21 protein-coding genes and 1 tRNA gene are annotated in these 25,282 nt (G+C 35.4%); 10 read left to right on the top strand and 12 right to left on the bottom strand.

Features of this window, described 5'->3' with window-relative positions; genetic code table 11:
* Window positions 1–5 precede the first annotated feature (5 nt).
* Window positions 6–1,334, top strand: a complete 1,329-nt coding sequence (locus tag GIY83_RS02085) for an SWIM zinc finger family protein (protein ID WP_194615778.1) — start codon at window positions 6–8, stop codon at window positions 1,332–1,334.
* A 119-nt stretch (window positions 1,335–1,453) separates the two neighbouring features.
* Here the strand turns inward: GIY83_RS02085 and GIY83_RS02080 are convergent, their stop codons facing one another.
* The 6 genes from GIY83_RS02080 to GIY83_RS02055 all read right to left on the bottom strand — a co-directional run bounded on the left by GIY83_RS02080 (window position 1,454) and on the right by GIY83_RS02055 (window position 9,017).
* Entirely contained in the window at window positions 1,454–2,521 is a 1,068-nt protein-coding gene (locus tag GIY83_RS02080; protein WP_194615777.1) for a hypothetical protein, read from the bottom strand.
* Between the two features lie 237 nt (window positions 2,522–2,758).
* Window positions 2,759–3,556 carry a TatD family hydrolase gene (locus GIY83_RS02075; protein WP_208684399.1) on the bottom strand — a complete coding sequence of 266 codons (798 nt, stop codon included), beginning with the start codon at window positions 3,554–3,556 and terminating at the stop codon, window positions 2,759–2,761.
* 406 nt (window positions 3,557–3,962) lie between these two features.
* A complete protein-coding gene (locus tag GIY83_RS02070) occupies window positions 3,963–4,460 on the bottom strand; it encodes a hypothetical protein (RefSeq protein WP_194615775.1) in 498 nt (165 codons plus the stop codon).
* Between the two features lie 308 nt (window positions 4,461–4,768).
* The gene (locus GIY83_RS02065) at window positions 4,769–6,190 is read right to left on the bottom strand and encodes an RtcB family protein (protein WP_208684396.1); all 1,422 of its coding nucleotides are present in this window, start codon (window positions 6,188–6,190) and stop codon (window positions 4,769–4,771) included.
* A gap of 221 nt (window positions 6,191–6,411) precedes the next feature.
* Window positions 6,412–8,652 (bottom strand): hypothetical protein, encoded by a 2,241-nt coding sequence (locus tag GIY83_RS02060; RefSeq protein ID WP_208684394.1) that lies wholly within the window; start codon window positions 8,650–8,652, stop codon window positions 6,412–6,414.
* A gap of 248 nt (window positions 8,653–8,900) precedes the next feature.
* Window positions 8,901–9,017: transfer RNA gene (locus tag GIY83_RS02055), tRNA-OTHER, on the bottom strand.
* 196 nt (window positions 9,018–9,213) lie between these two features.
* Here GIY83_RS02055 and GIY83_RS02050 point away from each other — a divergent pair.
* The 7 genes from GIY83_RS02050 to GIY83_RS02020 all read left to right on the top strand — a co-directional run bounded on the left by GIY83_RS02050 (window position 9,214) and on the right by GIY83_RS02020 (window position 18,696).
* Window positions 9,214–9,828, top strand: a complete 615-nt coding sequence (locus GIY83_RS02050) for a hypothetical protein (protein ID WP_194615772.1) — start codon at window positions 9,214–9,216, stop codon at window positions 9,826–9,828.
* 142 nt (window positions 9,829–9,970) lie between these two features.
* Complete coding sequence (locus GIY83_RS02045; protein ID WP_194615771.1) at window positions 9,971–11,008, top strand: YafY family protein; 1,038 nt, start codon at window positions 9,971–9,973, stop codon at window positions 11,006–11,008.
* A gap of 220 nt (window positions 11,009–11,228) precedes the next feature.
* Complete coding sequence (locus GIY83_RS02040; RefSeq protein WP_194615770.1) at window positions 11,229–11,687, top strand: MarR family winged helix-turn-helix transcriptional regulator; 459 nt, start codon at window positions 11,229–11,231, stop codon at window positions 11,685–11,687.
* A gap of 61 nt (window positions 11,688–11,748) precedes the next feature.
* Window positions 11,749–14,139, top strand: coding sequence for a 3-hydroxyacyl-CoA dehydrogenase/enoyl-CoA hydratase family protein (locus GIY83_RS02035; protein WP_208684392.1), 2,391 nt, complete (start codon window positions 11,749–11,751; stop codon window positions 14,137–14,139).
* Between the two features lie 91 nt (window positions 14,140–14,230).
* Entirely contained in the window at window positions 14,231–15,412 is a 1,182-nt protein-coding gene (locus GIY83_RS02030) for an acetyl-CoA C-acyltransferase (RefSeq protein WP_194615768.1), read from the top strand.
* 155 nt (window positions 15,413–15,567) lie between these two features.
* Window positions 15,568–17,373: an acyl-CoA dehydrogenase family protein gene (locus GIY83_RS02025; protein ID WP_194615767.1), complete on the top strand. Its 1,806-nt coding sequence runs from the start codon at window positions 15,568–15,570 to the stop codon at window positions 17,371–17,373.
* A 228-nt stretch (window positions 17,374–17,601) separates the two neighbouring features.
* Window positions 17,602–18,696, top strand: coding sequence for a glycoside hydrolase family 18 protein (locus tag GIY83_RS02020; RefSeq protein WP_208684390.1), 1,095 nt, complete (start codon window positions 17,602–17,604; stop codon window positions 18,694–18,696).
* A gap of 77 nt (window positions 18,697–18,773) precedes the next feature.
* On the opposite strand, the gene GIY83_RS02015 is transcribed toward GIY83_RS02020, so the two are convergent.
* The 3 genes from GIY83_RS02015 to GIY83_RS02005 form a co-directional block, all read right to left on the bottom strand.
* On the bottom strand, window positions 18,774–19,256 hold the full coding sequence (locus tag GIY83_RS02015; RefSeq protein ID WP_194615765.1) for a hypothetical protein: 483 nt from the start codon (window positions 19,254–19,256) through the stop codon (window positions 18,774–18,776).
* A 73-nt stretch (window positions 19,257–19,329) separates the two neighbouring features.
* A complete protein-coding gene (locus GIY83_RS02010; RefSeq protein ID WP_208684388.1) occupies window positions 19,330–19,854 on the bottom strand; it encodes a DUF4251 domain-containing protein in 525 nt (174 codons plus the stop codon).
* A 35-nt stretch (window positions 19,855–19,889) separates the two neighbouring features.
* Window positions 19,890–20,324 carry an META domain-containing protein gene (locus tag GIY83_RS02005; protein WP_208684386.1) on the bottom strand — a complete coding sequence of 145 codons (435 nt, stop codon included), beginning with the start codon at window positions 20,322–20,324 and terminating at the stop codon, window positions 19,890–19,892.
* Window positions 20,325–20,534: 210 nt separating this feature from the next.
* On the opposite strand from GIY83_RS02005, the gene GIY83_RS02000 reads away from it, so the two are divergent.
* Window positions 20,535–21,062 carry a superoxide dismutase family protein gene (locus tag GIY83_RS02000; protein ID WP_208684384.1) on the top strand — a complete coding sequence of 176 codons (528 nt, stop codon included), beginning with the start codon at window positions 20,535–20,537 and terminating at the stop codon, window positions 21,060–21,062.
* A gap of 105 nt (window positions 21,063–21,167) precedes the next feature.
* The gene (locus GIY83_RS01995; RefSeq protein WP_194615761.1) at window positions 21,168–22,370 is read left to right on the top strand and encodes an LETM1-related biofilm-associated protein; all 1,203 of its coding nucleotides are present in this window, start codon (window positions 21,168–21,170) and stop codon (window positions 22,368–22,370) included.
* A 65-nt stretch (window positions 22,371–22,435) separates the two neighbouring features.
* Here the strand turns inward: GIY83_RS01995 and can are convergent, their stop codons facing one another.
* From can to GIY83_RS01980, 3 genes are all read right to left on the bottom strand, one after another.
* The gene (can, locus tag GIY83_RS01990; protein ID WP_173971249.1) at window positions 22,436–23,074 is read right to left on the bottom strand and encodes a carbonate dehydratase; all 639 of its coding nucleotides are present in this window, start codon (window positions 23,072–23,074) and stop codon (window positions 22,436–22,438) included.
* Window positions 23,075–23,197: 123 nt separating this feature from the next.
* Window positions 23,198–24,847: a SulP family inorganic anion transporter gene (locus GIY83_RS01985; RefSeq protein WP_208684382.1), complete on the bottom strand. Its 1,650-nt coding sequence runs from the start codon at window positions 24,845–24,847 to the stop codon at window positions 23,198–23,200.
* Between the two features lie 85 nt (window positions 24,848–24,932).
* Window positions 24,933–25,214, bottom strand: coding sequence for a hypothetical protein (locus tag GIY83_RS01980; protein WP_228520392.1), 282 nt, complete (start codon window positions 25,212–25,214; stop codon window positions 24,933–24,935).
* Window positions 25,215–25,282: the final 68 nt, after the last annotated feature.

Genomic DNA, 25,282 nt, shown 5'->3' with positions numbered 1-25,282 from the left:
GAAAAATGACAGATCTCGAATATAATTATAAAGGAATTTCGACTTACAGTAAAACCAAAGGCATTAACAATCTGGTTTTGGCACACCAAACCGAAATTGAAGAAGTCAATAACATTCCGTGTTTTTTCTGGGGAAGTTTGACAGATCCTTATGTTACCGCAAAATGCTGGACTACGATTGCCAAAGTGGTTCGTTCCAGTTTTGGTCCCATTCCGCCAAGTCTTCGTGATCCTATCGTTTCGGCAGGATCTGAGCGCTTGCGTTTCGAAGGTTTTTCGTCCTGCAATGGCGTTTATGTGCGACTGGACATGAAACCCGAAGCCATCGACGGAGAATTTATCGCGAACGGAACTACGAATGTCGATTTTAATGACCCAATGCTGAATGCCTTAAATGCGATTCAGAAAAACGAAAAAGTAACCCTTGCCGTTGGTCAGCAGGATGTTCAGGTCATTACCAGCAAAGCAAAAGTGACAGAGAAAAAAGTGACTTTACCCATGCGCTGGATAAAAGGTTTAACAAGCGTGCAGTTGTATCTGGCCGATATGGATATTAAGTTTGAATTGAATAAAATTCAGACGATTCAGCTGTTTCAGAGTTTACCAAAAGGAACTGTAAAAGGTGATTTTTTCATCACCAAAAGAGCCGGAAAATTTATGTTTTCGACTTTGGCTACAGCCGATAGCGTTAGAATTGGCGGCGTGCAGCGTTTGCGTTTGTTAGAAGGAATTCTGGCTATTGTAGATAAAATTTTCATCTACGAATCGTCAGACAAACAAACTTGTGCGATTGTGGCCGAATTTGGAAAAATGCAGCTTCTAATGGCTTTTTCTCCAGATTCATACCGCGGATTTTCGGGCGAAGGAAATGTACTCGAAACCATGACCGAAAACTTACCTATAGAATGGGTTTACGGATTAAACAGTTTACTTAAATCGAATGAAACTTTTGACCCCACGATGTTTTCTATCGAAAATGATATCGATTTTGGCACGATGGACAATCTGACTTCGAATTTATCCTCGATGGGATTATTGGGTTATGATTTAAGCGAAAAAGCGCATTTCTACCGTCGTCTCCCTTTTAAAACCGAACGTATTTTATCGCTCAACCCAAGACTTAAAAATGCCAAAAAACTAATCGACAACGAAGACATCCAAATCGTCGAACGAAGAGCTGATTATATCGAAGCCAAAGTAAAAGGTTCGGGCGTTTTACACAAAGTAATTATCGACAATAATTCGCAAAGATGTACCTGCGACTGGTTTACGGCTTATCAGGGCAAAAGAGGAATTTGCAAGCATATTTTGGGAGTGAAGATGGTCATTTCTTAGAAATTATACTTTTATATAAAAATAAAAATCGCCCTGATTGGGCGATTTTAGACGCAGATTATACGGATTCGCTTTCGCGAAAACGCTGATTTATCCGGATTTTTAGGAAACATCGCTATTTAGTAATCTTCATTATCCGGCGGAGCAGTTTTATTGCGTATAGTTATTTCCCAATTCTCTTTTTGATATGGATTTTCTATTTTATCAATTTGAACTAAAAACCTCAATTGCCCTTTACGGTCGTCATCCTTATCAATTAAAACTCTAAATCCGTATCCTTTTATCTTTTCGATATATTCGTTGTCTAAAGGATTGTTCTGATAATAGCTTATTGCAACATTAATTTCTTTTGAAAACTGAGTATTTTTAGCTAAAAATTCTAATAATTGTAAAGCAGTTTCTTTTTTAAATTCAGTATTATTTATTTTATCCGGTTCTACTTTATAAAACGTATTAAACTCTAATGTTAAATTATCACAGCCACCTACGCTGGCATTAATTAGAGTATCATTCTTTTTATATATTTCTTCAATAGTTTCGGTGTAATTATGCATTTCAATACTTCTGGTACGTTCTTCTACTCCAGGAATATCATTAAAAATAGTTTTAGATTTCAATTTTGCCAATTTACATTTTGACAAATATGATTCTTCGTATAGATTTCCATTCTTATATATAAATGATAATGAAGTCGATTTTAAATCTTCTACCGAACTTGAATACGTTCTGAAATTTTGTGTAACCTTAATTTTAAATTTATTACCAACAAAATTTGCTTCGTCAATTATGTTGTATGAAAAAGGAGCATATCCCAGAATACTATGAGATTCGTTTTCATTAATTTCATCTTTCATAATGTAAAAAATAAACTCATCGTTAGTGTTTGCATTTCCACCCAGCATTCCTTCAGATGATCTGTGAATTAGATAATCAATGATTCGGTCATTATTAAAATCAGCTTTTTCATAAATCGAAAAAGAAACGGTATAAGGATCGTCATCATTTGCAAACGAAACGTAATAAGGAGATTCAGATATTTGCATTTCCTTATATTTTTGTTCGCCAATTTCTTCGTTAATAAGCCTTTTTAAAAATTTACCTTCTATTTCGGTCGGAATTACTTTTTCTTCTTCTGGTTCTACAGCCGAAACCGTGTCTTTAGTACTTTTTTTATGTACTGTTTTCACTTCTTTTTTACATGAAAATACTAAGAGAATAAAGGCAAGAAGAATTATTTTTTTACTTTGAAAGTATATTGATTTATAAGTCATTAATCAATCTTTTTTTGGTTAAACTGCTAAAAATTAATTGGTTTTTCGGTATGTATATGAGTTGTAATATGACTTCAAATTAACAAATAAAAAACCACAAACTCACAAGATAAAATTGCAAATTTGTGGTTAGAAACAAGTTAAATTCCAATTCTAAATTCCAAAAAAGCTTTTAGTATTCCTGGTCGTTTCCTCCGCAACTATAATCCCCGAAACTCCTTTAAACTGCGCTACAGTTGCTGCAACAAAAGGCAGAAAAGCAGGTTCGCAACGGCGTTCGTGGTATTTCTTCAAAAGGCTGTTCGGGACATTTTTCGGCAGCATAAACGGCGCATCGGTTTCGATCATCATTCGGTCCAGTGGTACGTACTGGATCACTTCTTTTAAATGATCAAAACGTTTACTGTCGGATATTGCTCCGGTAAAACCAAGATAAAATCCGTTATCGAGATAGGTTTTGGCTTCTTGCAAAGTTCCGGTAAAACAATGCACAACGGCTTTTGGCAATTGTGGCAAATAGTCTTTTGTAATGCTCATAAACCTTGTAAAAGCAGCTCTTTCGTGCAAAAACAAAGGTTTCTGAACTTCGATCGCCAATTCTAATTGCGCTTTGTAACAGGTTTCCTGTACATTTCTGGGCGAAAAGTCACGATCAAAATCGAGTCCGCACTCGCCTACCGAAACTACCTGTTTCTGTTTTAATAAATTCCGAAGTCTCGAAATGCTCTGCGCATCAAAACTCTTCGCATCATGTGGGTGAATTCCGGCTGTTGCATGTAATATTCCGGGATATTCTTTTGCCATTTGGGCAGAAGCCTTGCTGTTTTTTACGCTTGTTCCGGTGAGTATCATTTGCGATACATCGGCATCTAAAGCGTTTTGTATGACATCTTCTATGTCGTTGTGGAATTGTTTATTGGTTAAATTAATTCCTATATCTATATAATTCATCTTTTTGTTTTTTACCACAAAGGCACTAAGACACAAAGTTTTTTTTATTCTTTGTGTTAATTATTATTATTTTTTTGCCACTAAGGCGCTAAGCTTTTTGTTTTTAATCTCGTAAAGTCGCAGAGTCGCAAAGTTTTTATTTTAGCCACAGATTAATAAGATTAAAGGATTATTTAAAAATCTGCTGAATCTGCAATCCCGATAGCTATCTGGAGCGTGAAAATTTTTTTTGCGATTAAAATTACCACAAAGTTATCATTTCTACGCAGGAGTTTCGAGCGATAGCGAACAGACGAAGCAAATCACACTATAAACTCCACACAGAATGTTGCCAATCTTTGTCGAATCCCGAGTGTGATTTCTCCTGCATCGAAATGACATAAAATGAGGGTAAACCTTTGAGCCTTCAATTTTCATTAAGCCATTTTTTGGCCAGTACTATAACTTCTTGTTCAATATTATCCAGATTAAAATCTTTATTATACCAATAGACTTCGCCTGCCAACAGATCATCCCAAACATATTGAAGAGAATACAAATCAAGTATATGTATATCTTTATTAAAATCGTAATCGATATACAGCAATCTTTTCAGGTTACCTCTCACATCGTCATGTTTCATTATTTTATTGAGAAAATATCTTATATGGCATTTTTCTGATTCCTCTTCGTTTTTTGTCGTTAGATTTAATTCTAAGAGAATGGCTTCCAGATAAGGCTGAACTTCATAAGAATCAATTGGTTTATAGAAACACGCCAAATTATAAATAGCTTCACTCTCATAACCTGAATTGATCAATTCGATTGCCCAGTCTTCGATTAGATCGATATTTAGATATTTGTAAAAATGAAAGGTCAGGATGTAATCTGTGAGTATTTCGAAATCTCTGTTTAGTATTTCCATGTCTGTTTTTTTTAATCACGTAAAGACGCTAAGTTTTTTTGTTTCACGCAGATTTAAAATGATTGAAGCAGATGGTCGCAAATTATTTAAAAAAATCATTTTAAATCTGCTGAAATCTGCAACCCGAGATAGCAAACAGGCGAAGCAAATCACACTAGAAACTCCACACAGAATGTCGCCAATCTCTATCGAATCCCGCGTGTGATTTCTCCTTACGTCGAAATGACATAAAATGAGAATACGCTGTGTTAGACGCACTACTGTGCGCCTCTACACTGCAAACTGCCACTACGACTAATCACTAAAACTTAATCCTCTCGACTTCCGTCATCTGCCATTCTCACCAATTTAGGGGTAAACTTCGCCACGACATCAACTAAATCCTGTTGCGCTTCCATCACCTGATTGATATCTTTATAGACCATTGGGGCTTCGTCAAGACCTGCTCCAATAAGCGTAACCCCGTGATATTGCAAAATCGATTTCATTTCGGTTTTAGTAATGTTTTTTATGGCTTGAGTTCGGCTCATTTGTCTTCCTGCTCCATGCGAAGCTGAGTTTATGGCGTTCTCCTCGCCTTTTCCTCTCACCAAAAATCCCGGCGCGGTCATACTTCCCGGAATAATTCCCATAACGCCTTTTCCGGCTGGAGTTGCTCCTTTTCTATGCACGATCACTTCTTCTCCGTTCCAGATTTCTTTCCAGGCAAAATTATGATGGTTTTCGACTTTGGCTAAAATCGTTGCTCCCAAAGCGCGTTCCATTTTGTTATGGATAATCTCATGACAAGCCGAAGCGTAATCTCCCGCCAAATTCATCGCCATCCAGTATTCCTGACCCAATTGGGAGTTCATATCCAAATAGGCTAAATTTTTAGCCACTTCCGGAAGTTTACAAACATCTTTTGCCATTTTAGTATAATGTCCGGCAATTGTGGCACCCATCCCACGTGAACCAGAATGCGTTAACAAAGCCACGTATTTTCCTTTTGGGATATTTAAAACCGTATCGTCTTTTGCAAATTCCATGATTCCGAATTCGACAAAGTGATTTCCACCTCCCGAAGACCCCAATTGTGACCAGGCTTTATCTTTTAAATGCTTCACAAACGGAGTCATATTAAAAGCATCGTTTTCTAAAACCGCGTGATCTGATTTGTATTGTCCATGAAAACCGTGACCTGCTCCAAAAATCGAATTGGCAATTAATTCTTTTTTGAATTTGGCTTCGTTTTCAAAGTAAAAATCTTCTGCAATATCATAAACCGATAACGCCATTCGACAACCAATATCAACCCCAACTCCATACGGAATAATAGCATTTTTAGTCGCTAAAACCCCGCCAATTGGCAATCCGTAACCTTGGTGCGCATCCGGCATTAAAGCTCCGGCAACGGTAACGGGCAATTTCATGGCTACTTCCATTTGTTTTCTCGCTCCGTCTTCGATATGATCTAATCCGTAAGCAGAATATGCATTCGGGTTTTGGTTTAATGCGATAAAATCTTCTGGTTTTTCATTTGCTTTTTCGATCAAAGCAATTGCCAGTTTGCTAAAAATAGCATCGTCTATATAATTTTCAGGTGTTTCAAGAACGTTCTTGAAATTGGTGATCATTTCATCACGCTTCAACCCGTGTCTTTTACTATTTATTTTTAAGGCAATCCCGATTATTTTTCCTTCAGGGAATCCTAATTCTAGTATATCTGTACCGTTTATTTGTGTATTCATGATTTTTTATTTTTTAAGGAATAAAGTTCCAGAGGTTCATAGGTGCAAAGGTTTTATAGAAGTGCGCAGTTATTTTGCGTAGTATTTATTTCACGCAGATTTAAAAGAGATTTCAGCAGATCTAAAAGAATTTTTTAATAAATAATCTGCGTTCATCTGCTGAAATCTCTTTTAAATCTGCGTGAAACATTAAACCTTTGTCCCTTTGCCCCCTTTCCTCCTTAATCAATTAATAATTGCGTAACTGCCGCAGCATTTATCGCCCATTGTGCATCGTAAACCTCATCGGCATTTTGATATTCGGTAATGTTTAAACCCTGGGCTTCCGCTTTGAGTTGTAACAAACTACCAATATTCAATTTGCTGCTTAGTTTTGCCAATAACGCCTGGACTCCTTTAAAATCCAAACCTTGAACAACTTGTCCTCCAAAGGTCATCTCTAACCAAACGATATCTCTTTTGGCTACATCTAACACTCCAAAAACCAAACCTTTTGCAACATTTTGCGTCACACGAACTTGGTGATCAACACACGACGGATCGTATGCTACTCCGGTTTTCTCGGAGATTTTCATTGGATGTTTGCTGTTCATCCAACCTACGACAAGATTTGGTGTGATACTTCCGTTGCTGTAAGCGTTGCAGGTAAAAGTCACAAATTTTGCGTTGGCTTTCGCCAATTTAGCGATATCGATCTTGATGTATTCAGCTGTTCCCACTTTCGCAGGAATACTTCTGATATCACCGCTATGTTGACAACCAACAGTTTCCAATCGGCTGAAAGAACATATATCGGCTTTATCTTCATACGCAATATGACAGCTTAAATCCATATCAAGATGTTGTGCCGGTAAACCTGTCCCCCATTGCATGAACAATCTCACTTCGTTACCTTCAACTGGGAAACGTGTTCCCATTAAAGCTACCGGTAAATCCTGAACGTTTTCGCTTCTATCTCCAATCGAAACTGGCATATTAAACAATTGCGGATCGATATAGATCGTTTTGTTTGGGTTTGCAATTGCGGCAAATCTTTTCTTCATCACCAACAAACACAACGCTTCGATTTGATTTTTCATCGCCTCTAATTGCGCTTCGTCGTACAAATTCAATAATGCATTTGGTGCAATTCGTTTGTTGGTTCCACCCAAAGGCTTCACGCTTCTTTGCATGTTTTTATCAAAATAATTTTGAGCATACATATTCAAAGTAAACACCAATCTGGCAGGAACTTTATCGATAATCTCTGTAAAATGCAACACAGTTTCGTCTGCACCAAACCACAGCATATTCGAGAATAACGAACGTGCAAACAATCCCGGACGTTGTTTTAATAATGCAAATGTTTTATCGGCATTAAATTTCAATCGTGATGTGTTTACTTTACTTTGCCAAACGTCGTACACCTGGTTGTAAAATACATCCATCAAAAAAGCTAATTTTTCAAAGCCTTTTCTTTTGCTGTATTCTGCCAAACGTAACGCTCTTATAAAACGAACCCACATCCCTCTTTTTGGGTGCATGATTTCGCACATTGTCTCCACATCCATATCCAGATTATTCAACCAATTGGCTACCATCAAACATTCTTTTCGGGAATATTTCAATTTCAAATCTTTTTGAGAGGCAATTTTTGCCTGCGCACTTGTATCCAAAACATTAAAAAAGTGCTGAGCATTTTTTGATGTTCTTTTGATAATCGTTTTTGGCTCGATAATTTGCAACAATCCTGTATTCTTGAACCATAAATATCGTAAGATATCTGTTGGTGATTTAAAATACTGAGAGGCTTTTTCGGCCTGACCTTCTTCGATTAAAACATCGATCACCAACATCAAAGTTTCTTTGATCGCGATATCTGCTTTTGGTAAAGGCAAATTCTTTAATGCTATTTTTAAACTATCTGCCTGTGTAGCGTCTAGTGCGGTTTTAGATTGCAATAATGATATATAGAAATCTTCCAATTTTTTATCTGACCATAAATCCAATGCTTTTAATTTGCTTCCTTGTCCAAAGTTTTCGATTTTACCAAATTCAAACGGAGTTCCGCAAAACGGACAACCATTGTATCGTTCTAAAGCAAATGTGTTATCTGGAATAATATGTCCGCATTGTAAAGTTGTTCCGTTTTTAGTTTGAAAAACATTTGCAAAAAAAGTGGCAACATGATCCAAAACAGTTTCTCCTGTCGGAATATGCCATTCTTTTACCAAAGGCGCCCAGTTTTTATCTGTTCCTAAAACATCTTTTAAGATTTCTAAAACCTCTAATTTATAATTCGGATTTACATTATTTAAAGCGTGTAATAACGATTCGGAAAACGTAAATCCGAGCTTTGAAACATTGGCTACTAAAACCGATGTTGATCCTGATAATTTTTTGATATCATTCGCAATCATTTCTGATGGAATGAAAATAGCGTTTTGACGCAAACTGATTTTTAATAATTCTTGTGTTTTCATTTTTTTAATTTTTAAAATTTAGATAATTGCGTTTCTGGTTCTACCTAAAAGATTTTGAAGTAAGAAACACTTGACCTGAAATTTGACGATAATTGATTAACTGATTCAAAGTGACAGTTTGGTGGGTTTCCCCAGAAGTAAGTTAATCTTGACCCTCGTTTTTTTTATTAATGGTGATTTTAAAACTCGCCGGACTCGAACCGGAGTTTACCAATTTTCTGAAGTAAGTTTTAATTGACCATTAATAGTGAAGCAGATGGGATTCGAACCCACGACCCGGACATTAGAAATGTACGAAGTAAGTTTTGATTGACCTTTATGGATAATTTCAAAACTACCTACTCTAACCGCTGAGCTACTGCTTCATTTTTAATTTGAATAAAAAGGTAATGGTGTAAGTGTGTACGTGGAAAGTTTTCGAAGTAACTCAAACTTGACCTGCTTTATTCTATTTTTTATTTCTATGAACGTTTGTTTTTATTTCTAAACAAAGATTTCGATTGCAATGCGCAATTATTTTGCGTAGTAAAAAAAGAATTTTAAATTTGAGTAAAAAACAATATGAATTTACAGCAACTTTATTCTGAATTACTTTCGAATATTGGCTTTTCAGCAAATGATATTCAGAAAAAATGGCTGGATGTAGAAAAGGCCTATTCGCAAAAATCAAGACATTATCATAATCTCAATCATATAAAGGATATGATTGAATGTTATAAAACTTATTTTGACAGACTCAAATCTCCAAACGAAATATTATTTTCTATTTTTTATCACGATTATATTTATAAGAGCAGCAAAAAAGACAATGAACTCAAAAGTGCCGAATATGCTTTTTCGATTTTGCCTGAAAATATAGAACTCGATAAACAATTGGTTTTTGATGCAATTTGTGCGACTCAACTTCATCAGCACAATACAATCGAAGATATCAATTGGTTAATAGATTTTGATTTGAAGATTCTCGCCCGAGATTGGAATGAATATCAGATTTACTTTGAACAGATTCGAAAAGAATATAGCATTTATCCTGATTTTCTCTACAAACCCGGACGTGCAAAAGCCTTGAAACATTTTCTGGAGAATGAATTTATTTTTCAGACGGAAGAATTTAGGGGTTTATATGAAGAGAAAGCGCGAATTAATATTGAACAGGAAATAAAGTTATTAAGCTAAAAAATTAAATCTCGCAAAGTCACAAAGTCGCAAAGTTTTTATTAAAGATTAAAAATGGGACAAAAATCCTTTTTAATCCACAATCTGTTCCTTTAAAAATAAAAACTTTGAGTCTTAGTGCCTTCGCGGCAAAAACAACATAATGTCACAAAACAAAAACGCCTTAATACGGTACAAAACGATTGACAAATGCCTGCAGAATAAATACAGGCAATGGACTCTGGAGGATTTAATAGAATGCTGTTCTGAAGCTTTGTTTGAATATGAAGGCCGCGAAAATCCAATTAGCAAACGAACGATTCAGATGGATATTCAGCTCATGCGAAGTGAGAAACTGGGTTATAATGCGCCAATTGTGGTGTATGATAAAAAGTATTATAAATATGAGGATGATGAATTTTCGATAACCGATATTCCGCTGACGGAAACGGATATGAATGTTTTGACGGAAACAGTTTCGATGCTCAAACAGTTTAAGGATTTTTCTTTGTTTAATGATGTATCGGATATTTTACAGCGACTGGAGGATAAAATCTATGCGGAGAAATCGCATACGAAACCAGTTATTTACCTGGACAAAAACGAAGGATTGAAGGGTTTGCATTATCTGGATGAAGTATATCAGGCGATTATCAAAAAAATTGTTTTGGTAATTACTTATAAATCGTTTAAATCGAGAGAGGAAGCTAAATTTCATTTTCATCCTTTTATTCTGAAGGAATTTAATAACAGATGGTTTTTGGTGGGGAAGAAAAAAGGTTCTCAGCCGATTACCAATTTGGCGCTTGACAGAATTATAGCCATAGATTATGATTTTAACCTTCCCTATTTAGAAGAAGATTTTGATGCGGAACTTTACTATAAAAATATAATTGGCGTTACGGTGAATACAGGTTTGCCGCCACGAAAAATTGAACTTTGGATCGATGCTGTAAACGCGCCTTATGTTTTGACAAAACCTTTGCACAATACCCAAAGACTTATTAAAGAAAATGAGGACAAAAGTATTATCGTGCATTTGTTTATTTCGCCTAATTATGAAATGGAACGTATGCTGTTAGGTTTTGGTGATGGTATTGAAATTATCAAACCAGAAAACTTACGAAATCGTATGAAAAAGATCCTTGAGAGGGCCATTTCTCGTTATGAAGCTGAAGACAGGACTGAAGTAAACGCATGATTTTTTACAAAATATAGGATTTTATCTTAAATTAAAACCATAAAACGATTTTTACAGCATCAATTTTGTTAAAATCTCAAAAAAGAATAGTATATTTCAATTAAATTAAACCATAAATCACTCTAAATCAGAGTTATTTTTTTACTAACCAAAAATTTATCATAAATTAATATGCATGCATAGTATTTTTTGATTATATTTGAAATCGATATAGTTAGATATGAAAGAGAAAACAATAGATTATATTTTGAGAGCTACATGGCAAGCTGTATCAAGAATGTACAACGAAGAAGCTGCAAAATACGATGCCACAATGGCGACAGGATTTGCACTTTTGAGTATTGACAAGGAAGAAGGAACTCCATCTACCGCTTTGGGCCCAAGAATGGGTATGGAAGCTACAAGTCTGACAAGAACATTAAAATCGATGGAAGACAAAGGTTTGATTGTTCGCAAAAAAAATCCAACTGATGGTCGCGGTGTTTTGATCTACCTGACCGAGTTTGGAAAAGAAAAAAGAGATTTATCTAAAAATACGGTTCTGAAATTTAATGAAACGATTAGAAAACATGTTTCTGACGAAAAACTGAAACATTTTATCGAAGTTTCTGAAATAATCAACGAATTGATTCAGGACAAAAACATATTTAATCAAACAGAAAAATTAGAAAAAGAATAGACTTATATAGTTTGTAAAGCTCTATTTCAAATTCAAAATAAAAAAACAAAATATTAACTCTATGAAACGCACAATTAAAAAAGTTGCTGTAATTGGATCCGGAATTATGGGTTCAGGAATAGCTTGTCATTTTGCCAATATTGGTGTTGAAGTTCTTTTGCTTGACATCGTACCGCGCGAGTTGACAGAAGCTGAAACTAAAAAAGGATTAACGCTTGAAAGTAAGGCTGTTCGCAACCGAGTGGTAAACGAGCACTTAGCGAATTCATTAAAATCGAAACCGTCTCCTATTTACAGTCAGAAATTCGCAAGCAGAATCACAACTGGAAATACTACTGATGATATAGCAAAAATTGCCAATGTAGACTGGATTATTGAGGTTGTTGTAGAGCGTTTGGATATCAAAAAACTGGTATTTGAGCAAATCGAGAAATTCCGTACACCGGGAACTTTGGTTACATCTAACACTTCTGGTATTCCGATTCATTTTATGAGTGAAGGACGAAGCGAAGATTTTCAAAAACACTTCTGCGGAACTCACTTTTTTAACCCTGCGCGTTACTTAAAGTTATTTGAAATTATTCCTGGTCCAAAAACTTCAACTGAGGTATTGGATTTCTTAAACGAATACGGATCTAAATTTTTAGGAAAAACATCTGTTGTTGCTAAAGATACTCCGGCGTTTATTGGAAACAGAATTGGTATTTACGGAATCCAAAGTTTATTCCACTTGGTAAAAGAAATGGGATTAACAATTGAGGAAGTCGATAAATTGACTGGTCCTGTAATTGGTCGTCCAAAATCGGCTACTTTCCGTACCGTTGACGTTGTTGGTTTAGATACCTTGGTACACGTTGCCAATGGTATTTATGAAAACTGCCCAACTGACGAACAACACGAATTGTTTAAACTTCCTGATTTCATCACAAAAATGATGGAAAACAATTGGTTAGGAAGTAAAACAGGACAAGGTTTCTACAAAAAAGTAGACAAAGATATTCTTACTCTTGACTTAGATACATTAGAATATCGTGCTGCTAAAAAAGCAAATTTTGCTACGCTTGAACTAACTAAAACTATCGACAAACCAATCAATCGTTTTAAAGTTCTGGTAAAAGGAAAAGACAAAGCGGGAGAATTTTACCGTAAAAGCTTTGCGGGAATGTTTGCTTACGTTTCTAACAGAATTCCTGAAATCTCAGACGAATTATATAAAATTGATGATGCGATGAAAGCCGGTTTTGGATGGGAAAATGGTCCTTTCGAAATTTGGGACGCTATTGGTGTTGCCAACGGAATCGAAATCATGAAAGCAGAAGGTTTAGAGCCTGCTGCATGGGTCAATGAAATGTTAGCAGCCGGAAGTGAGAGTTTCTACTCTGTAAAAGAAGGAGCAACTTATTTCTACAATATCCCAACAAAATCTCAAACTAAAGTTCCGGGACAAGATTCATTCATTATCCTGAACAACATTCGCGAAAGCAAAAAAGTTTGGAGCAATAGTGGTGCAATTATACAAGATTTAGGAGACGGAATTTTGAACTTAGAATTCCAATCTAAAATGAATACAATTGGTGGCGATGTACTTCAGGCTATCAATAAAGCAATTGACTTATCTGAAAAAGAATATCAAGGATTGGTTATTGGAAACCAAGCAGCGAATTTCTCTGTTGGAGCCAATATCGGAATGATTTTCATGATGGCAGTTGAGCAGGAATATGACGAGTTGAATATGGCTATCAAAATGTTCCAGGACACGATGATGCGCGTTCGTTATTCTTCTATTCCTGTTGTTGTAGCGCCTCACGGAATGACTTTTGGTGGCGGATGCGAAATGAGCTTACACGCTGATAAAGTGGTTGCTGCTGCTGAAACTTATATGGGATTAGTTGAATTTGGTGTTGGTGTACTTCCTGGTGGTGGTGGATCTAAAGAAATGGCTTTGAGAGCTTCTGACCTATTCCGTAAAAACGATGTGGAATTGAACGTTCTTCAGGAGTATTTCTTAACAATCGCTATGGCAAAAGTTTCGACTTCTGGTTATGAAGCTTTTGATACAGGACTTCTTCAACATGGTAAAGATATTATTGTGGTTAACAAAGATCGCCAGATCGCTGAAGCTAAGAAACATGCTTTGTTAATGGCTCAAGCTGGTTATACACAACCTATCAGAAGAACTGATGTGAAAGTATTAGGAAAACAAGCCCTTGGAATGTTCTTAGTTGGAACAGATCAAATGGAAGCTGGAAAATACATTTCTGAGCACGACAAGAAAATCGCTAACAAACTGGCTTATGTAATGGCTGGTGGCGATTTATCTGAAGCGACTTTAGTATCTGAACAATATTTATTAGATATCGAACGTGAAGCTTTCTTATCTCTTTGTACTGAACGTAAGACTTTAGAGAGAATCCAATATATGTTAACTAAAGGAAAACCACTTCGTAACTAGATAACAAGATGCAAGAAACAAGAGGCAAGACTTTAGAAATATCTTGCCTCTTGCCTCTTTCTTCTAATAAATCTTAAAAAAACAAAAACAAATGAAAACAGCATATATAGTAAAAGCTTACCGTACTGCGGTAGGAAAAGCACCAAAAGGGGTTTTTAGATTTAAAAGACCTGATGAATTAGCTGCAGAAACCATTCAGTTTATGATGGATGAATTGCCTGATTTTGACAAAAAACGTATCGATGACGTTATGGTAGGAAATGCCATGCCGGAAGCTGAGCAAGGACTTAACGTTGGACGTTTGATCTCTCTTATGGGATTAAAAGTTGAAGATGTTCCTGGAGTAACCGTAAACCGCTATTGCGCATCTGGATTAGAAACTATCGGAATGGCAACGGCTAAAATTCAATCAGGAATGGCAGATTGTATCATCGCCGGTGGTGCAGAAAGCATGAGTTTTATTCCGATGGGAGGTTACAAACCAACTCCGGATTATAAAGTTGCTGCTGCAGGTCACGAAGATTACTATTGGGGAATGGGTTTAACTGCTGAGGCGGTTGCTAATCAATATAAAATTTCTAGAGAAGATCAGGATGAGTTTGCTTACAACTCTCATATGAAAGCCCTGAAAGCACAAGCGGAAGGTAAATTCGACAAACAAATCGTTCCGATTACTGTTGAGCAAACTTTCATCAACGAAAATGGTAAAAAAGAAACTAAATCTTATGTTGTAAAACAAGACGAGGGTCCACGTGCCGGAACTTCTGTTGCTGCATTATCAGGATTAAGACCTGTTTTTGCCGCTGACGGAAGCGTAACTGCCGGAAACTCTTCCCAAATGAGTGATGGTGCTGCTTTTGTTTTGATCATGAGCGAGGATATGGTAAAAGAATTAAACCTTGAGCCAATAGCAAGACTGGTAAACTTTGCTTCTTCTGGTGTTGAACCAAGAATCATGGGTATTGGTCCGGTAAAAGCAATTCCGAAAGCATTGAAACAAGCTGGTTTAGAATTAAAGGATATTGACTTGGTTGAATTAAACGAGGCTTTTGCTTCTCAGTCTTTGGCTGTAATTCGTGAGCTCGGTTTAAATCCGGATATCGTAAACGTAAATGGCGGAGCTATCGCTTTAGGTCACCCTCTGGGTTGTACAGGAGCTAAACTTTCTGTTCAGTTATTTGATGAGATGAAACGCAGAGGTAACAAATACGGAATTGTTTCTATGTGTGTGGGGACTGGGCAGGGTTCTGCGGGGATTTACGAGGTTCTGTAGATAAAATATTAAGTTCAGTTTGTCATTGCGAGGAACAAAGCAACCTCACTAACAATTACGCAAAGTTTTATTTTGCAAATGTGGTTGCTTTGTTCCTCGCAATGACAAGATTGAGGAAATTATATCATAAAAAAAAACATACAAAAACAAAAGCAATGGCAGATACAATCGAAAAAAACGTAACCCGTGGTGGTCAGTTTTTAGTTAAAGAAACAAAGTGCGAAGATATCTTTACACCAGAAGATTTCTCGGAAGAGCAGTTAATGATGCGTGACTCTGTAAAAGAGTTCGTTGACAAAGAATTATGGGCGCATAAAGATCGTTTCGAGAAGAAAGATTATGCTTATACTGAATCATCTATGCGTAAAGCTGGTGAACTTGGACTTCTTGGAGTTGCGGTTCCTGAAGAATACGGTGGATTAGGAATGGGATTCGTATCTACAATGCTAGTTTGCGATTACATTTCTGGTGCAACTGGATCTTTCTCAACTGCTTTTGGAGCTCATACCGGAATTGGAACTATGCCAATTACGCTTTATGGTACTGAAGAACAAAAGAAAAAATACGTTCCTAAATTGGCATCTGGAGAATGGTTTGGCGCTTATTGCTTAACTGAGCCAGGCGCAGGATCTGATGCTAACTCAGGAAAAACAAAAGCTGTTTTATCTGAAGATGGAAAATACTACTCTATTACAGGTCAAAAAATGTGGATCTCGAATGCAGGTTTTTGCAGCGTTTTCATCGTTTTTGCCCGTATTGGAGATGATAAAAATATTACAGGTTTCATCGTAGAAAACGATCCTTCTAACGGGATTTCTATGAATGAAGAAGAGCATAAATTAGGAATCCGTGCTTCTTCTACTCGTCAGGTTTTCTTCAACGACACAAAAGTTCCTGTTGAAAACATGTTGTCTGAAAGAGGAAACGGTTTTAAAATTGCAATGAACGCTTTGAACGTTGGACGTATTAAATTGGCTGCAGCTTGTTTAGATGCACAACGCAGAGTGACTACCAATGCAGTAAAATATTCAAACGAAAGAATCCAGTTTAACACTGCAATTTCATCTTTTGGAGCTATCCGCTCTAAATTAGCTGAAATGGCAACTAATGCCTACGCTGGAGAAAGTGCTTCTTACCGTGCTGCAAAAGATATCGAAGACAGAATCGCTGCTCGTGAAGCAGAAGGAACTACGCATCAGGAAGCTGAATTAAAAGGTGTTGAAGAATATGCTATCGAATGTTCTATCTTGAAAGTGGCAGTTTCTGAAGATGTTCAGGCTTGTGCTGATGAAGGAATTCAGATTTTTGGTGGAATGGGATTCTCTGAAGACACTCCAATGGAAAGTGCATGGAGAGATGCCCGTATCGCTAGAATCTATGAAGGAACAAACGAAATCAACAGAATGCTTTCTGTAGGTATGTTGATCAAAAAGGCTATGAAAGGTCATGTTGATTTACTTGGACCAGCAATGAAAGTTTCTGAAGAATTAATGGGAATTCCATCTTTTGATACTCCTGATTTCTCTGAATTATTCGCTGAAGAAAAAGGAATCATCGCTAACCTTAAGAAAGTTTTCTTAATGGTTGCCGGAAGCGCTGTTCAAAAATACGGACCGGACTTAGATGCTCACCAACAGTTATTAATGGCTGCTTCTGATATCTTAATTGAAATCTACATGGCTGAAAGTACAATTCTTAGAACTGAAAAATTAGCCAAAAATCAAGGTGAAGCTAAAGTACAAGAGCAAATTGCTATGGCAAAATTATACTTATACAAAGCAGTTGATATCGTGAACTCAAGAGGAAAAGAAGGAATTATTTCTTTTGCTGAAGGTGACGAACAACGTATGATGTTAATGGGATTAAAACGTTTTACAAAATATACAAACAATCCAAATGTGGTAGCCCTAAGAGAGGTTATTACAACAAAATTAGTTGCAGAAAACGAATACTGCTTCTAATATAAAAATAGTTTTTAGCTTTTAATTTGTTTAAACCCGCACTTATCCGAAACAGTGCGGGTTTATTTTTGCTTTATGATTTGCGCAATATAAAAATAATGAGGCGCAATATTTTTGCAACGATTTGCAAAATATTCGTTAAAATTAACTTTTATACCTCAACACAATAGTTAAATATCAATTGTATTGCGTTATATTTAACATTCTAAAAACTTTAAAAAACATAAAATGAAACAAATTAATCTGATTGCTTTGCTTTTATTTTGCATCTGTACCACAAATACTTTTGCACAAAAAAACAAAAAAATGGACATCATTGCTTATTATACCGGCGATGATAAACTAATTAACGAGTATGAGGTTAACAAACTCAACCAGATCATCTTTAGCTTTTGCCATTTAAAAGATGGAAAACTAAGCGTTGATTCTGCTAAAGACTCTACCACAATTAAGTATCTGGTTTCTTTAAAAGCATCAAATCCGCAGCTTAAAATTATTCTTTCACTTGGTGGCTGGGGAGGTTGTGAGCCTTGCTCTGCCGCATTTTCTACTGCTGAAGGAAGATTGACTTTTGCTAAATCAGTAAAAGAAGTGAGCGATTACTTTAAAGTAGATGGTATAGATTTAGATTGGGAATATCCGGCAATTGAGGGACTGCCTGGACATTTATTCCAAACTGCTGACAAACCTAATTTTACCGAATTAATCAAAATTTTACGTTCTACTCTAGGTAAAAAGTATGAATTAAGCTTTGCTGCCGGAGGATTTCAGAAATTCTTAGATGAATCTATCGACTGGAAAACCGTAGGACCATTAGTAAACCGTATCAACATTATGAGCTACGATTTAGTGAACGGTTATTCGACAGTTACAGGACATCATACTCCGCTATACAGCACAACTCCAAAAGAAGAATCTACAGACAGAGCAGTTGAATTTTTATTAAAACAAGGAATCCCTGCTGAAAAATTAGTTATTGGCGGTGCTTTTTATACCAGAACATGGAAAAACGTAACCAATGTAAATAATGGTTTATACCAATCAGGTGAGCACATTCAGGGTGTTCCTTTCAAAAGTTACGCAGACACTTATACAGAAGCAAATGGCTGGAAATATTTTTGGGATGACAAAGCAAAAGCTGCATACTGGTACAATGAGAAAGAAAAAACATTTGCAACCGGAGATAACCTAAATTCTATTAAAGCTAAAGCGGAATATGCAAAATCTAAAAAATTAGGCGGAATCATGTTCTGGGAACTTCCATTAGATAGTCCTCGCGACGGAATGGTAGATGCTATTTATAAAGTTAAAATAACTAAATAATATATTTCGAACAATAAAAAAAAACGGCAGTTATATGAGGTAACTGCCGTTCTTTCTATTTATAAAGAGTACTATTATTATAATTTTGATTTGTCTAATTCACCAATAAAAGGAATTGATTCCAAAATCTCGGCTCTTATTATAGTTTGCAAATACACTTCTAACTGAAGAAATTTAGCGGCGTTTATAGCTCCAACAGCTTTTTTAGCCTGATTATAAGTTTTAGAGTATAGTTTTTCATAAGCTAAATGATTTTTTAGAGTACCTTTTGCTAACTCATCGGCTTTTGCGTCTGTCAGGGTTGCATAATTAGCAGCATAATCGTTGATTAACTGAAATTTTGTTTGCCCCAGCGCCTTACGTTCTGTTTCATAACTATCGTAAACTTTAGTAAAAGCTACTGATTGTGTATCAGATAAGTTCATATATTGTTTTACAAGATTACTTTTCGATTTGCCATAAACACTTTGCAGTACATCTACATCTTCCTTAAACGAAGACTGAGCATAAGATGAAAACCAGGCAATTGCCATAATAAGAATAAGACTTAGTTTTTTCATAGTATTAAATTTTAATGGGTTCTTAAAAAATTCATGCATTACCAAATGTACTGATTTTTAACAAGTTAACACACTATTTTTTATCACTTTCATTCGCTTTTGGAGCTTTAATTTCTCCATCATACGAAATGGACGCCTTATTATTACTATTGACAAAAAGTGAAGTACCTCCATTTAAAAAGATAGAAAAGGTAATATTATACACATCATCTTTGCCTTTTATAGTGGCCTTTAAAATATAACTTTTCTTCTTTTTTTCAATTTTAATATTTTCGGGAACACCTTCAAATTTTATTCCCCCATCTCCTCCGTAGGCAACATTAAAAGCGCGTCCAAAAAAAGGTAAGTCAGAAGTTGTTTTTTCTGTATTGAATTTTAAGAAGTAAGTATTATAATCCAAGATAATCACTCTGCCCCCTTGCGGATTGACTTTTTGAGCTTCAAAAACAAAATTTTTAGAATCTATAAGAGCTTCAATTTCTTTTTGTTTCTGTTGCTCTTTCTCTGCTTTTAATTCTTTTTTAGTCTTTTCCTGTGCAAAAATCGGAGAATTTAAAAAGCACAATAACACTAATAAAATCGACAATTTAGTTTTCATAATAGTATTTCTATTGCGTTAAAAAAAGGTAATTTTTATTTTTTGGCAAATCGCATCATCGCAATGTCACCGGAAATAAAGTTTAAAGTTTTGCCATCATCCGTAATATCATATGATGTTATCTTTTGCAAGGTATTCATAAAAACCTGCTCTCCCTGACCGTCCTGACACATCATTCTCGTGACCGCCATAGGTTGTGTAAAATCGATTTTATTACCCGTTACACTAAGATTTCCCGTAAATGAATTGCAGCTATTATTTCCTGAAACACGATTTTCTTTCAAGTCGAAATGTATTGTCGGTTTTTTATTTGGATACAACCCGTCAAAAGCAATTCTTGGTCCGGTTATATAATTAAGTTCCCAGGTTCCTTCGAGTTTAGCAACCGAATCCCTTTTCTGTGCTTTAGAGGCATTACATGACATTAATACCACTCCTAAAAAAACTAAAATCAAAACATTCTTTATCATAATTTTACAGATTAAATTAAAAATAACAATACTGATCTTTCTAAAATTTTAAATTCGGGCTTATACGAAATTACGCAATAATAAGATGTCCTTCACTTAAAGTAACATTAAATTACACGCAATAGTTTTAGATTTTTTTAACTATTAGCGTCAATCAATGTCGGAATTTTATGTTAAATTTACTTAATCTTTAATTTAAAAGCCTTTCGCATGAAAAAAATAATCACTTCTTTCGCTATAATTACAGCTTTAATCATTGGCTGTAAGACCAATACAAAATCAAATGATGCCAAAACCCTGACTGTTGCCTTAGAGCCAAAAAGCAGTAGTGCCGTTGCAGGAACTGCTACTTTTACAGAGAAAAATGGCAAAGTAACTTTTGTTGCCAAAATGACTGGTTTAACTCCGGGAGTTCACGCCATACACATTCACGAAAAAGCAGATTGTAGTTCTACCGACGGAAGTTCAGCCGGAGGACACTGGAATCCAACTTTTAAAAAACACGGAAAATGGGGCGTTGCAGAATACCACAAAGGAGATATCGGGAACTTTACTGCTGATGCAAAAGGTAACGGAACTATAACATTAACCACTGACGAATGGTGTATTGGTTGTGGAGACGCAAACAAAGATATTCTTGGAAAAGGTTTGATTGTACATCAGGGAACTGATGATTTTACAACACAGCCAACAGGAAATGCAGGCGGAAGAGTCGCTTGTGCCGGAATCATCAAATAAAAAGACAATAACCACTACATTTTCACAAAATCTAGTGGTTATTTCATTTAAAATTTATCCTAACACAAGAAAAAGATATAGCTTTGCAGCTATAAATTAAAGTTAATGATTAACCCATCAGCACCAGGTTGGATAGACAAGTTTTTTAGTGAACAAAAGTTTTCAGAAGCTATTCCTTTTGAGACTACAGATTCGTTTTACTATAAAGTCAGAGAAACTGGTTTTATTTACGGTCATATCATAACTATTGACTCCCGAATTCCGGTTCCTATAAAAGGCTGGTTTAAGACAGAAATTTCTAAAGTCGCTTTATTAAATACTTTGTACGGCGTTTTTTGTTTAGAAAAAAGAAGTTTTGAACCTAATAATTTTATTACCGAAGTTTTAAAGTTTTATAACGAAATGAATCCTGAAGGATTTAATTTGTTCAAAATTTTACTTCCAAAAGATACTCCTTCCCTTTCTCTAGAAAACATAATAGATCAACGCGTTCAGACGAATGACAGTATCATTAGTAAAAACTTTTCGCATTTAGTAACCAATGCGCTTTTGTTTATTGATGTTCTGGCTTTCAGACAATATTTAGAGCACGGATCGATTCCGGACAAATATCTAAAACGAATTGAAGAAACTGTTTTAGGGATTGTGGCTCTGGCCTTAAAAACCAAAACCGTAAAATCGCAACACGACGATTTATTAATTAAACTTTTTGAAGCTTCTATTCGATATTCGAAGTTTTCAAAAGTTACCGTAGATACTCTTGAAACCTTACATCTGGATTATTTTAGCAATACGCTGGAACATTATTATTTGATCGATATGGCCGGAATGGCTTTATGGAGCGATGGTGTTGTAGAAAATGAAGAGGCGTACTTTTTATACTCATTGGGTTCAATGATGGGAGTTTCTGATGATTTTGTAACCAAAAGCATCGATACCACCAATGATTTTATAACAACTCATAAAAAGAAAATTCCGTATTTTAATTATTCTAATCCTGTAAAGCATTTCTACGATCAAATGACCCACAGCGTTGTAAAACTGATTGTAAGAAACAAAAACAGACTGGTTAAGGAAATTATTCAGAGCAAGGAATTAATGGTTCTATTGGCTTATTCTACTACCAGGGATCTGGACGCCAAAGAAAAGAAAAAAGTAAAAAAACAACTTTTGGATATTTGCAAAACCATTCCGTCGTTAACGATATTTTTACTTCCGGGCGGAAGTTTACTATTGCCGATTTTAATCAAGTTTATTCCAACCTTATTACCATCTGCTTTTAATGAAAATTTGGATGAAAACGAATAAAAGCCTGTTTAAATTTTAAACAAGCTCTAAAAAAAATCGCCCTTTTGAGGCGATTTTTTATTTTCTTATAGATTACTTAGCTGATAAACTTCATCTAATTCCTCATTCGAAGCGATATTTACATTCAAATCAGTTACAAAACCTGAATTTAATCCGTAAACCCATCCGTGAAGCATTAAATCCTGACCGTTTTTCCAGGCGCCTTGTACAATTGATGTTTTTGCCAGGTTGTATACTTGCTCTTTAGCATTGATTTCAACAAAAGCATTAAAACGTTCTGTTTCATCTTCAATCGAATTTAAGTATTTGTCATGCAAACGGTATTCATCTTTAATGTGACGAATCCAGTTGTCGATAATTCCAACAGACATATTTCCCATCGCTGCTTTTACACCGCCACAACCGTAATGTCCGCAAACAATAACGTGTTTTACTTTAAGGACATTTACTGCATAATCCAGAACACTCAACATATTCATATCAGAGTGCACGACCATATTGGCAATATTACGATGTACAAAAACTTCTCCCGGTTTTGCCCCTATAATCTCATTTGCAGGAACACGGCTGTCAGAACATCCAATCCATAATAATGGCGGAGTTTGTCCTTTTGCTAAATCTGCAAAAAAGTTAGGGTCTAATGCTAATGATTTTTCAACCCATTCTTTATTATTTTCTAATAACTGCTCATAAAACTTTCTCATTGTTTTTTTGTTTTTTTGAATGGTATTTCTACGTGTTTAAACATATTAAAATAACTATTGTAAAGTTATCTAATTTTTAATATTTCTCACAATGAAGAAATACCTTTAATTAATTTAATTTGTTTAAAAATCTTCTTTTATCGTTTCTTTTTTAACCAATGCTCTCTTTGCAACATCATAATAATGTTCTATAGATACGTGATTATTAAGATCCGGTGAATTTTCGAGCTCGTAAGCTTCTTTAAATCCTTTTAGTTTTACTTTGATATTTTCATCAATTGCTCTTGTTTCCTTAAACTCACGAATTAAGTCTAAAACATCATGGGCAATATACTCTGTATCGTGCGCATTAATAATTACTTTAGAATTTTCCGGAATCTCATTCAATGTCAATTTAATAGCTGCTTTGTTCAGGAATGAAACTTCCTGAGCCAAGTCGATATGGATAACATCTCCGTCTTCGTATTCTTCTTTCTTGAAGCTGTAAGCTCTTTTTAAGTTTCCTCTTAATACAAAAATTACACTGATGATAATTCCCAAAGCAACACCTTTAAGTAAATCTGTCGCTACAACAAATACTAAGGTAGCAACAAAAGGTATAAATTGGTATTTTCCTTTCTCCCAAAAATGTTTGAATGTTGCCGGTTTGGCTAATTTGTATCCTACTAAAATCAATACAGTTGCCAAAGTTGCCAATGGAATTTTATTTAAAATAGCCGGAATAGACAAAACACTTATCAGTAAGAGCACACCGTGAATTATAGACGACATTTTTGATTTTGCACCTGCATTATTATTGGCAGATGATCTTACCACAACTGATGTCATTGGTAAACCTCCTAAAAGTGAACTCACAATATTACCTATACCCTGCGCTCTAAGCTCCACATTGGTGTTAGTATAACGTTTTTGAACATCCATTCTGTCTGCTGCTTCGATACATAATAATGTTTCTATAGAAGCTACAATGGCAATTGTAATAGCGACTACCCAAACTTGAGGATTTGTAACCGCTGCAAAATTTGGTGTAATCAGAATAGATTTAAATTCATCAAAAGACTTTGGAACTGGCAATGAAACCAAATGTTCTTTTGCAATCGCCAATGAGCTTCCTGTAGCTATAAAAAATTCATTTAAAGCTATACCTATAAGAACAGCAACAAGTGCTCCCGGAATTAATTTTAATTTCTTTAAAAAAGATACTTTATCCCATGAGATCAATATAACCAGAGAAACAAGCGAAACCACTACTGCTCCTAAATGTATATGATTTAATACATCAAACAAAAATGAAAATGAGTTACTTCCGTCGTTTTGAACAAAAGCCTGATCACCTTCAAAATCTGCATCATAGCCGAAAGCATGAGGCAATTGTTTCAGGATAATAATGATCCCGATACCCGCTAACATTCCCTCGATAACATTTGTTGGAAAATAATTGGAGATACTTCCGGCTTTTAAAAACCCTAATACTAACTGAATTAGTCCCGCAATAAAAACAGACATTAAAAACACATCGAAAGCACCAAAATCAGTAATAGCGGTTAAAACAATAGCCGTTAATCCAGCTGCCGGTCCCGAAACACTAATGTGTGACTGGCTTAAATAACCAACTATGATACCACCAATAACACCCGAGATAATACCCGAAAACAACGGCGCTCCCGAAGCCATTGCAATACCTAAACACAATGGAAGAGCCACCAAAAAAACCACTAAACCTGAAGCAAAATCAGATTTAAGGTTGGCAAAAAGATTGATTTTTTTTGTCATAATAATACAATACTAAAAAAATTATTCATTAAAGATTTACCACATTTGACCAAAAATGCAGTGTAGTTCAAAATAATCGGAAGTATTATACTAAGTTGGGAGGTGGAGCAAATATGCTCGGAGAAATATTATCTAATTTTACGATGTTTTCAGAAACAATCGTTTTCTTTTGAATATAAACAGGCAATAAAACCTCATGTTCTAATATTGTAGGATGCACAACAGATTTAAGTTCTTTATGAACCTCCTCTTCTGCACAATTGAAAGATATAGCCGTATTTGTCCCTTTCTTTATCGCCTGAACAATTGTCGGGGTCGATAAGAAGGCGATAAATATGAATAATAATATGCGGGCTAGTATTTTCATCGAAGCAAAAATAGTGTTAAACAAATAAAATCAAAGCTTGAGAGCAAAATTTTTATACAAATTTAACA

This window comes from Flavobacterium sp. SLB02 (assembly GCF_009664855.1).
In the GTDB taxonomy this organism is placed as follows: Bacteria; Bacteroidota; Bacteroidia; order Flavobacteriales; family Flavobacteriaceae; genus Flavobacterium.
Note: the sequence above shows the minus strand (reverse complement) of the source record. Positions and strands in the feature narration are given on the sequence as shown.

What these genes read in the sequence shown, in the direction of transcription:
- GIY83_RS02000 (WP_208684384.1), top strand. Translation starts at nt 20,535, where the DNA reads ATGAAAAAAATAATCACTTCTTTCGCTATAATTACAGCTTTAATCATT.
- GIY83_RS01995 (WP_194615761.1), top strand. Translation starts at nt 21,168, where the DNA reads ATGATTAACCCATCAGCACCAGGTTGGATAGACAAGTTTTTTAGTGAA.
- GIY83_RS02015 (WP_194615765.1), bottom strand. Translation starts at nt 19,256, where the DNA reads ATGAAAAAACTAAGTCTTATTCTTATTATGGCAATTGCCTGGTTTTCA.
- GIY83_RS02075 (WP_208684399.1), bottom strand. Translation starts at nt 3,556, where the DNA reads ATGAATTATATAGATATAGGAATTAATTTAACCAATAAACAATTCCAC.
- GIY83_RS02050 (WP_194615772.1), top strand. Translation starts at nt 9,214, where the DNA reads ATGAATTTACAGCAACTTTATTCTGAATTACTTTCGAATATTGGCTTT.
- GIY83_RS02025 (WP_194615767.1), top strand. Translation starts at nt 15,568, where the DNA reads ATGGCAGATACAATCGAAAAAAACGTAACCCGTGGTGGTCAGTTTTTA.
- GIY83_RS02010 (WP_208684388.1), bottom strand. Translation starts at nt 19,854, where the DNA reads ATGAAAACTAAATTGTCGATTTTATTAGTGTTATTGTGCTTTTTAAAT.
- GIY83_RS02035 (WP_208684392.1), top strand. Translation starts at nt 11,749, where the DNA reads ATGAAACGCACAATTAAAAAAGTTGCTGTAATTGGATCCGGAATTATG.
- GIY83_RS01985 (WP_208684382.1), bottom strand. Translation starts at nt 24,847, where the DNA reads ATGACAAAAAAAATCAATCTTTTTGCCAACCTTAAATCTGATTTTGCT.
- GIY83_RS02065 (WP_208684396.1), bottom strand. Translation starts at nt 6,190, where the DNA reads ATGAATACACAAATAAACGGTACAGATATACTAGAATTAGGATTCCCT.
- GIY83_RS02070 (WP_194615775.1), bottom strand. Translation starts at nt 4,460, where the DNA reads ATGGAAATACTAAACAGAGATTTCGAAATACTCACAGATTACATCCTG.
- can (WP_173971249.1), bottom strand. Translation starts at nt 23,074, where the DNA reads ATGAGAAAGTTTTATGAGCAGTTATTAGAAAATAATAAAGAATGGGTT.
- GIY83_RS02045 (WP_194615771.1), top strand. Translation starts at nt 9,971, where the DNA reads ATGTCACAAAACAAAAACGCCTTAATACGGTACAAAACGATTGACAAA.
- GIY83_RS02020 (WP_208684390.1), top strand. Translation starts at nt 17,602, where the DNA reads ATGAAACAAATTAATCTGATTGCTTTGCTTTTATTTTGCATCTGTACC.
- GIY83_RS02030 (WP_194615768.1), top strand. Translation starts at nt 14,231, where the DNA reads ATGAAAACAGCATATATAGTAAAAGCTTACCGTACTGCGGTAGGAAAA.
- GIY83_RS02005 (WP_208684386.1), bottom strand. Translation starts at nt 20,324, where the DNA reads ATGATAAAGAATGTTTTGATTTTAGTTTTTTTAGGAGTGGTATTAATG.
- GIY83_RS02060 (WP_208684394.1), bottom strand. Translation starts at nt 8,652, where the DNA reads ATGAAAACACAAGAATTATTAAAAATCAGTTTGCGTCAAAACGCTATT.
- GIY83_RS02040 (WP_194615770.1), top strand. Translation starts at nt 11,229, where the DNA reads ATGAAAGAGAAAACAATAGATTATATTTTGAGAGCTACATGGCAAGCT.
- GIY83_RS02085 (WP_194615778.1), top strand. Translation starts at nt 6, where the DNA reads ATGACAGATCTCGAATATAATTATAAAGGAATTTCGACTTACAGTAAA.
- GIY83_RS01980 (WP_228520392.1), bottom strand. Translation starts at nt 25,214, where the DNA reads ATGAAAATACTAGCCCGCATATTATTATTCATATTTATCGCCTTCTTA.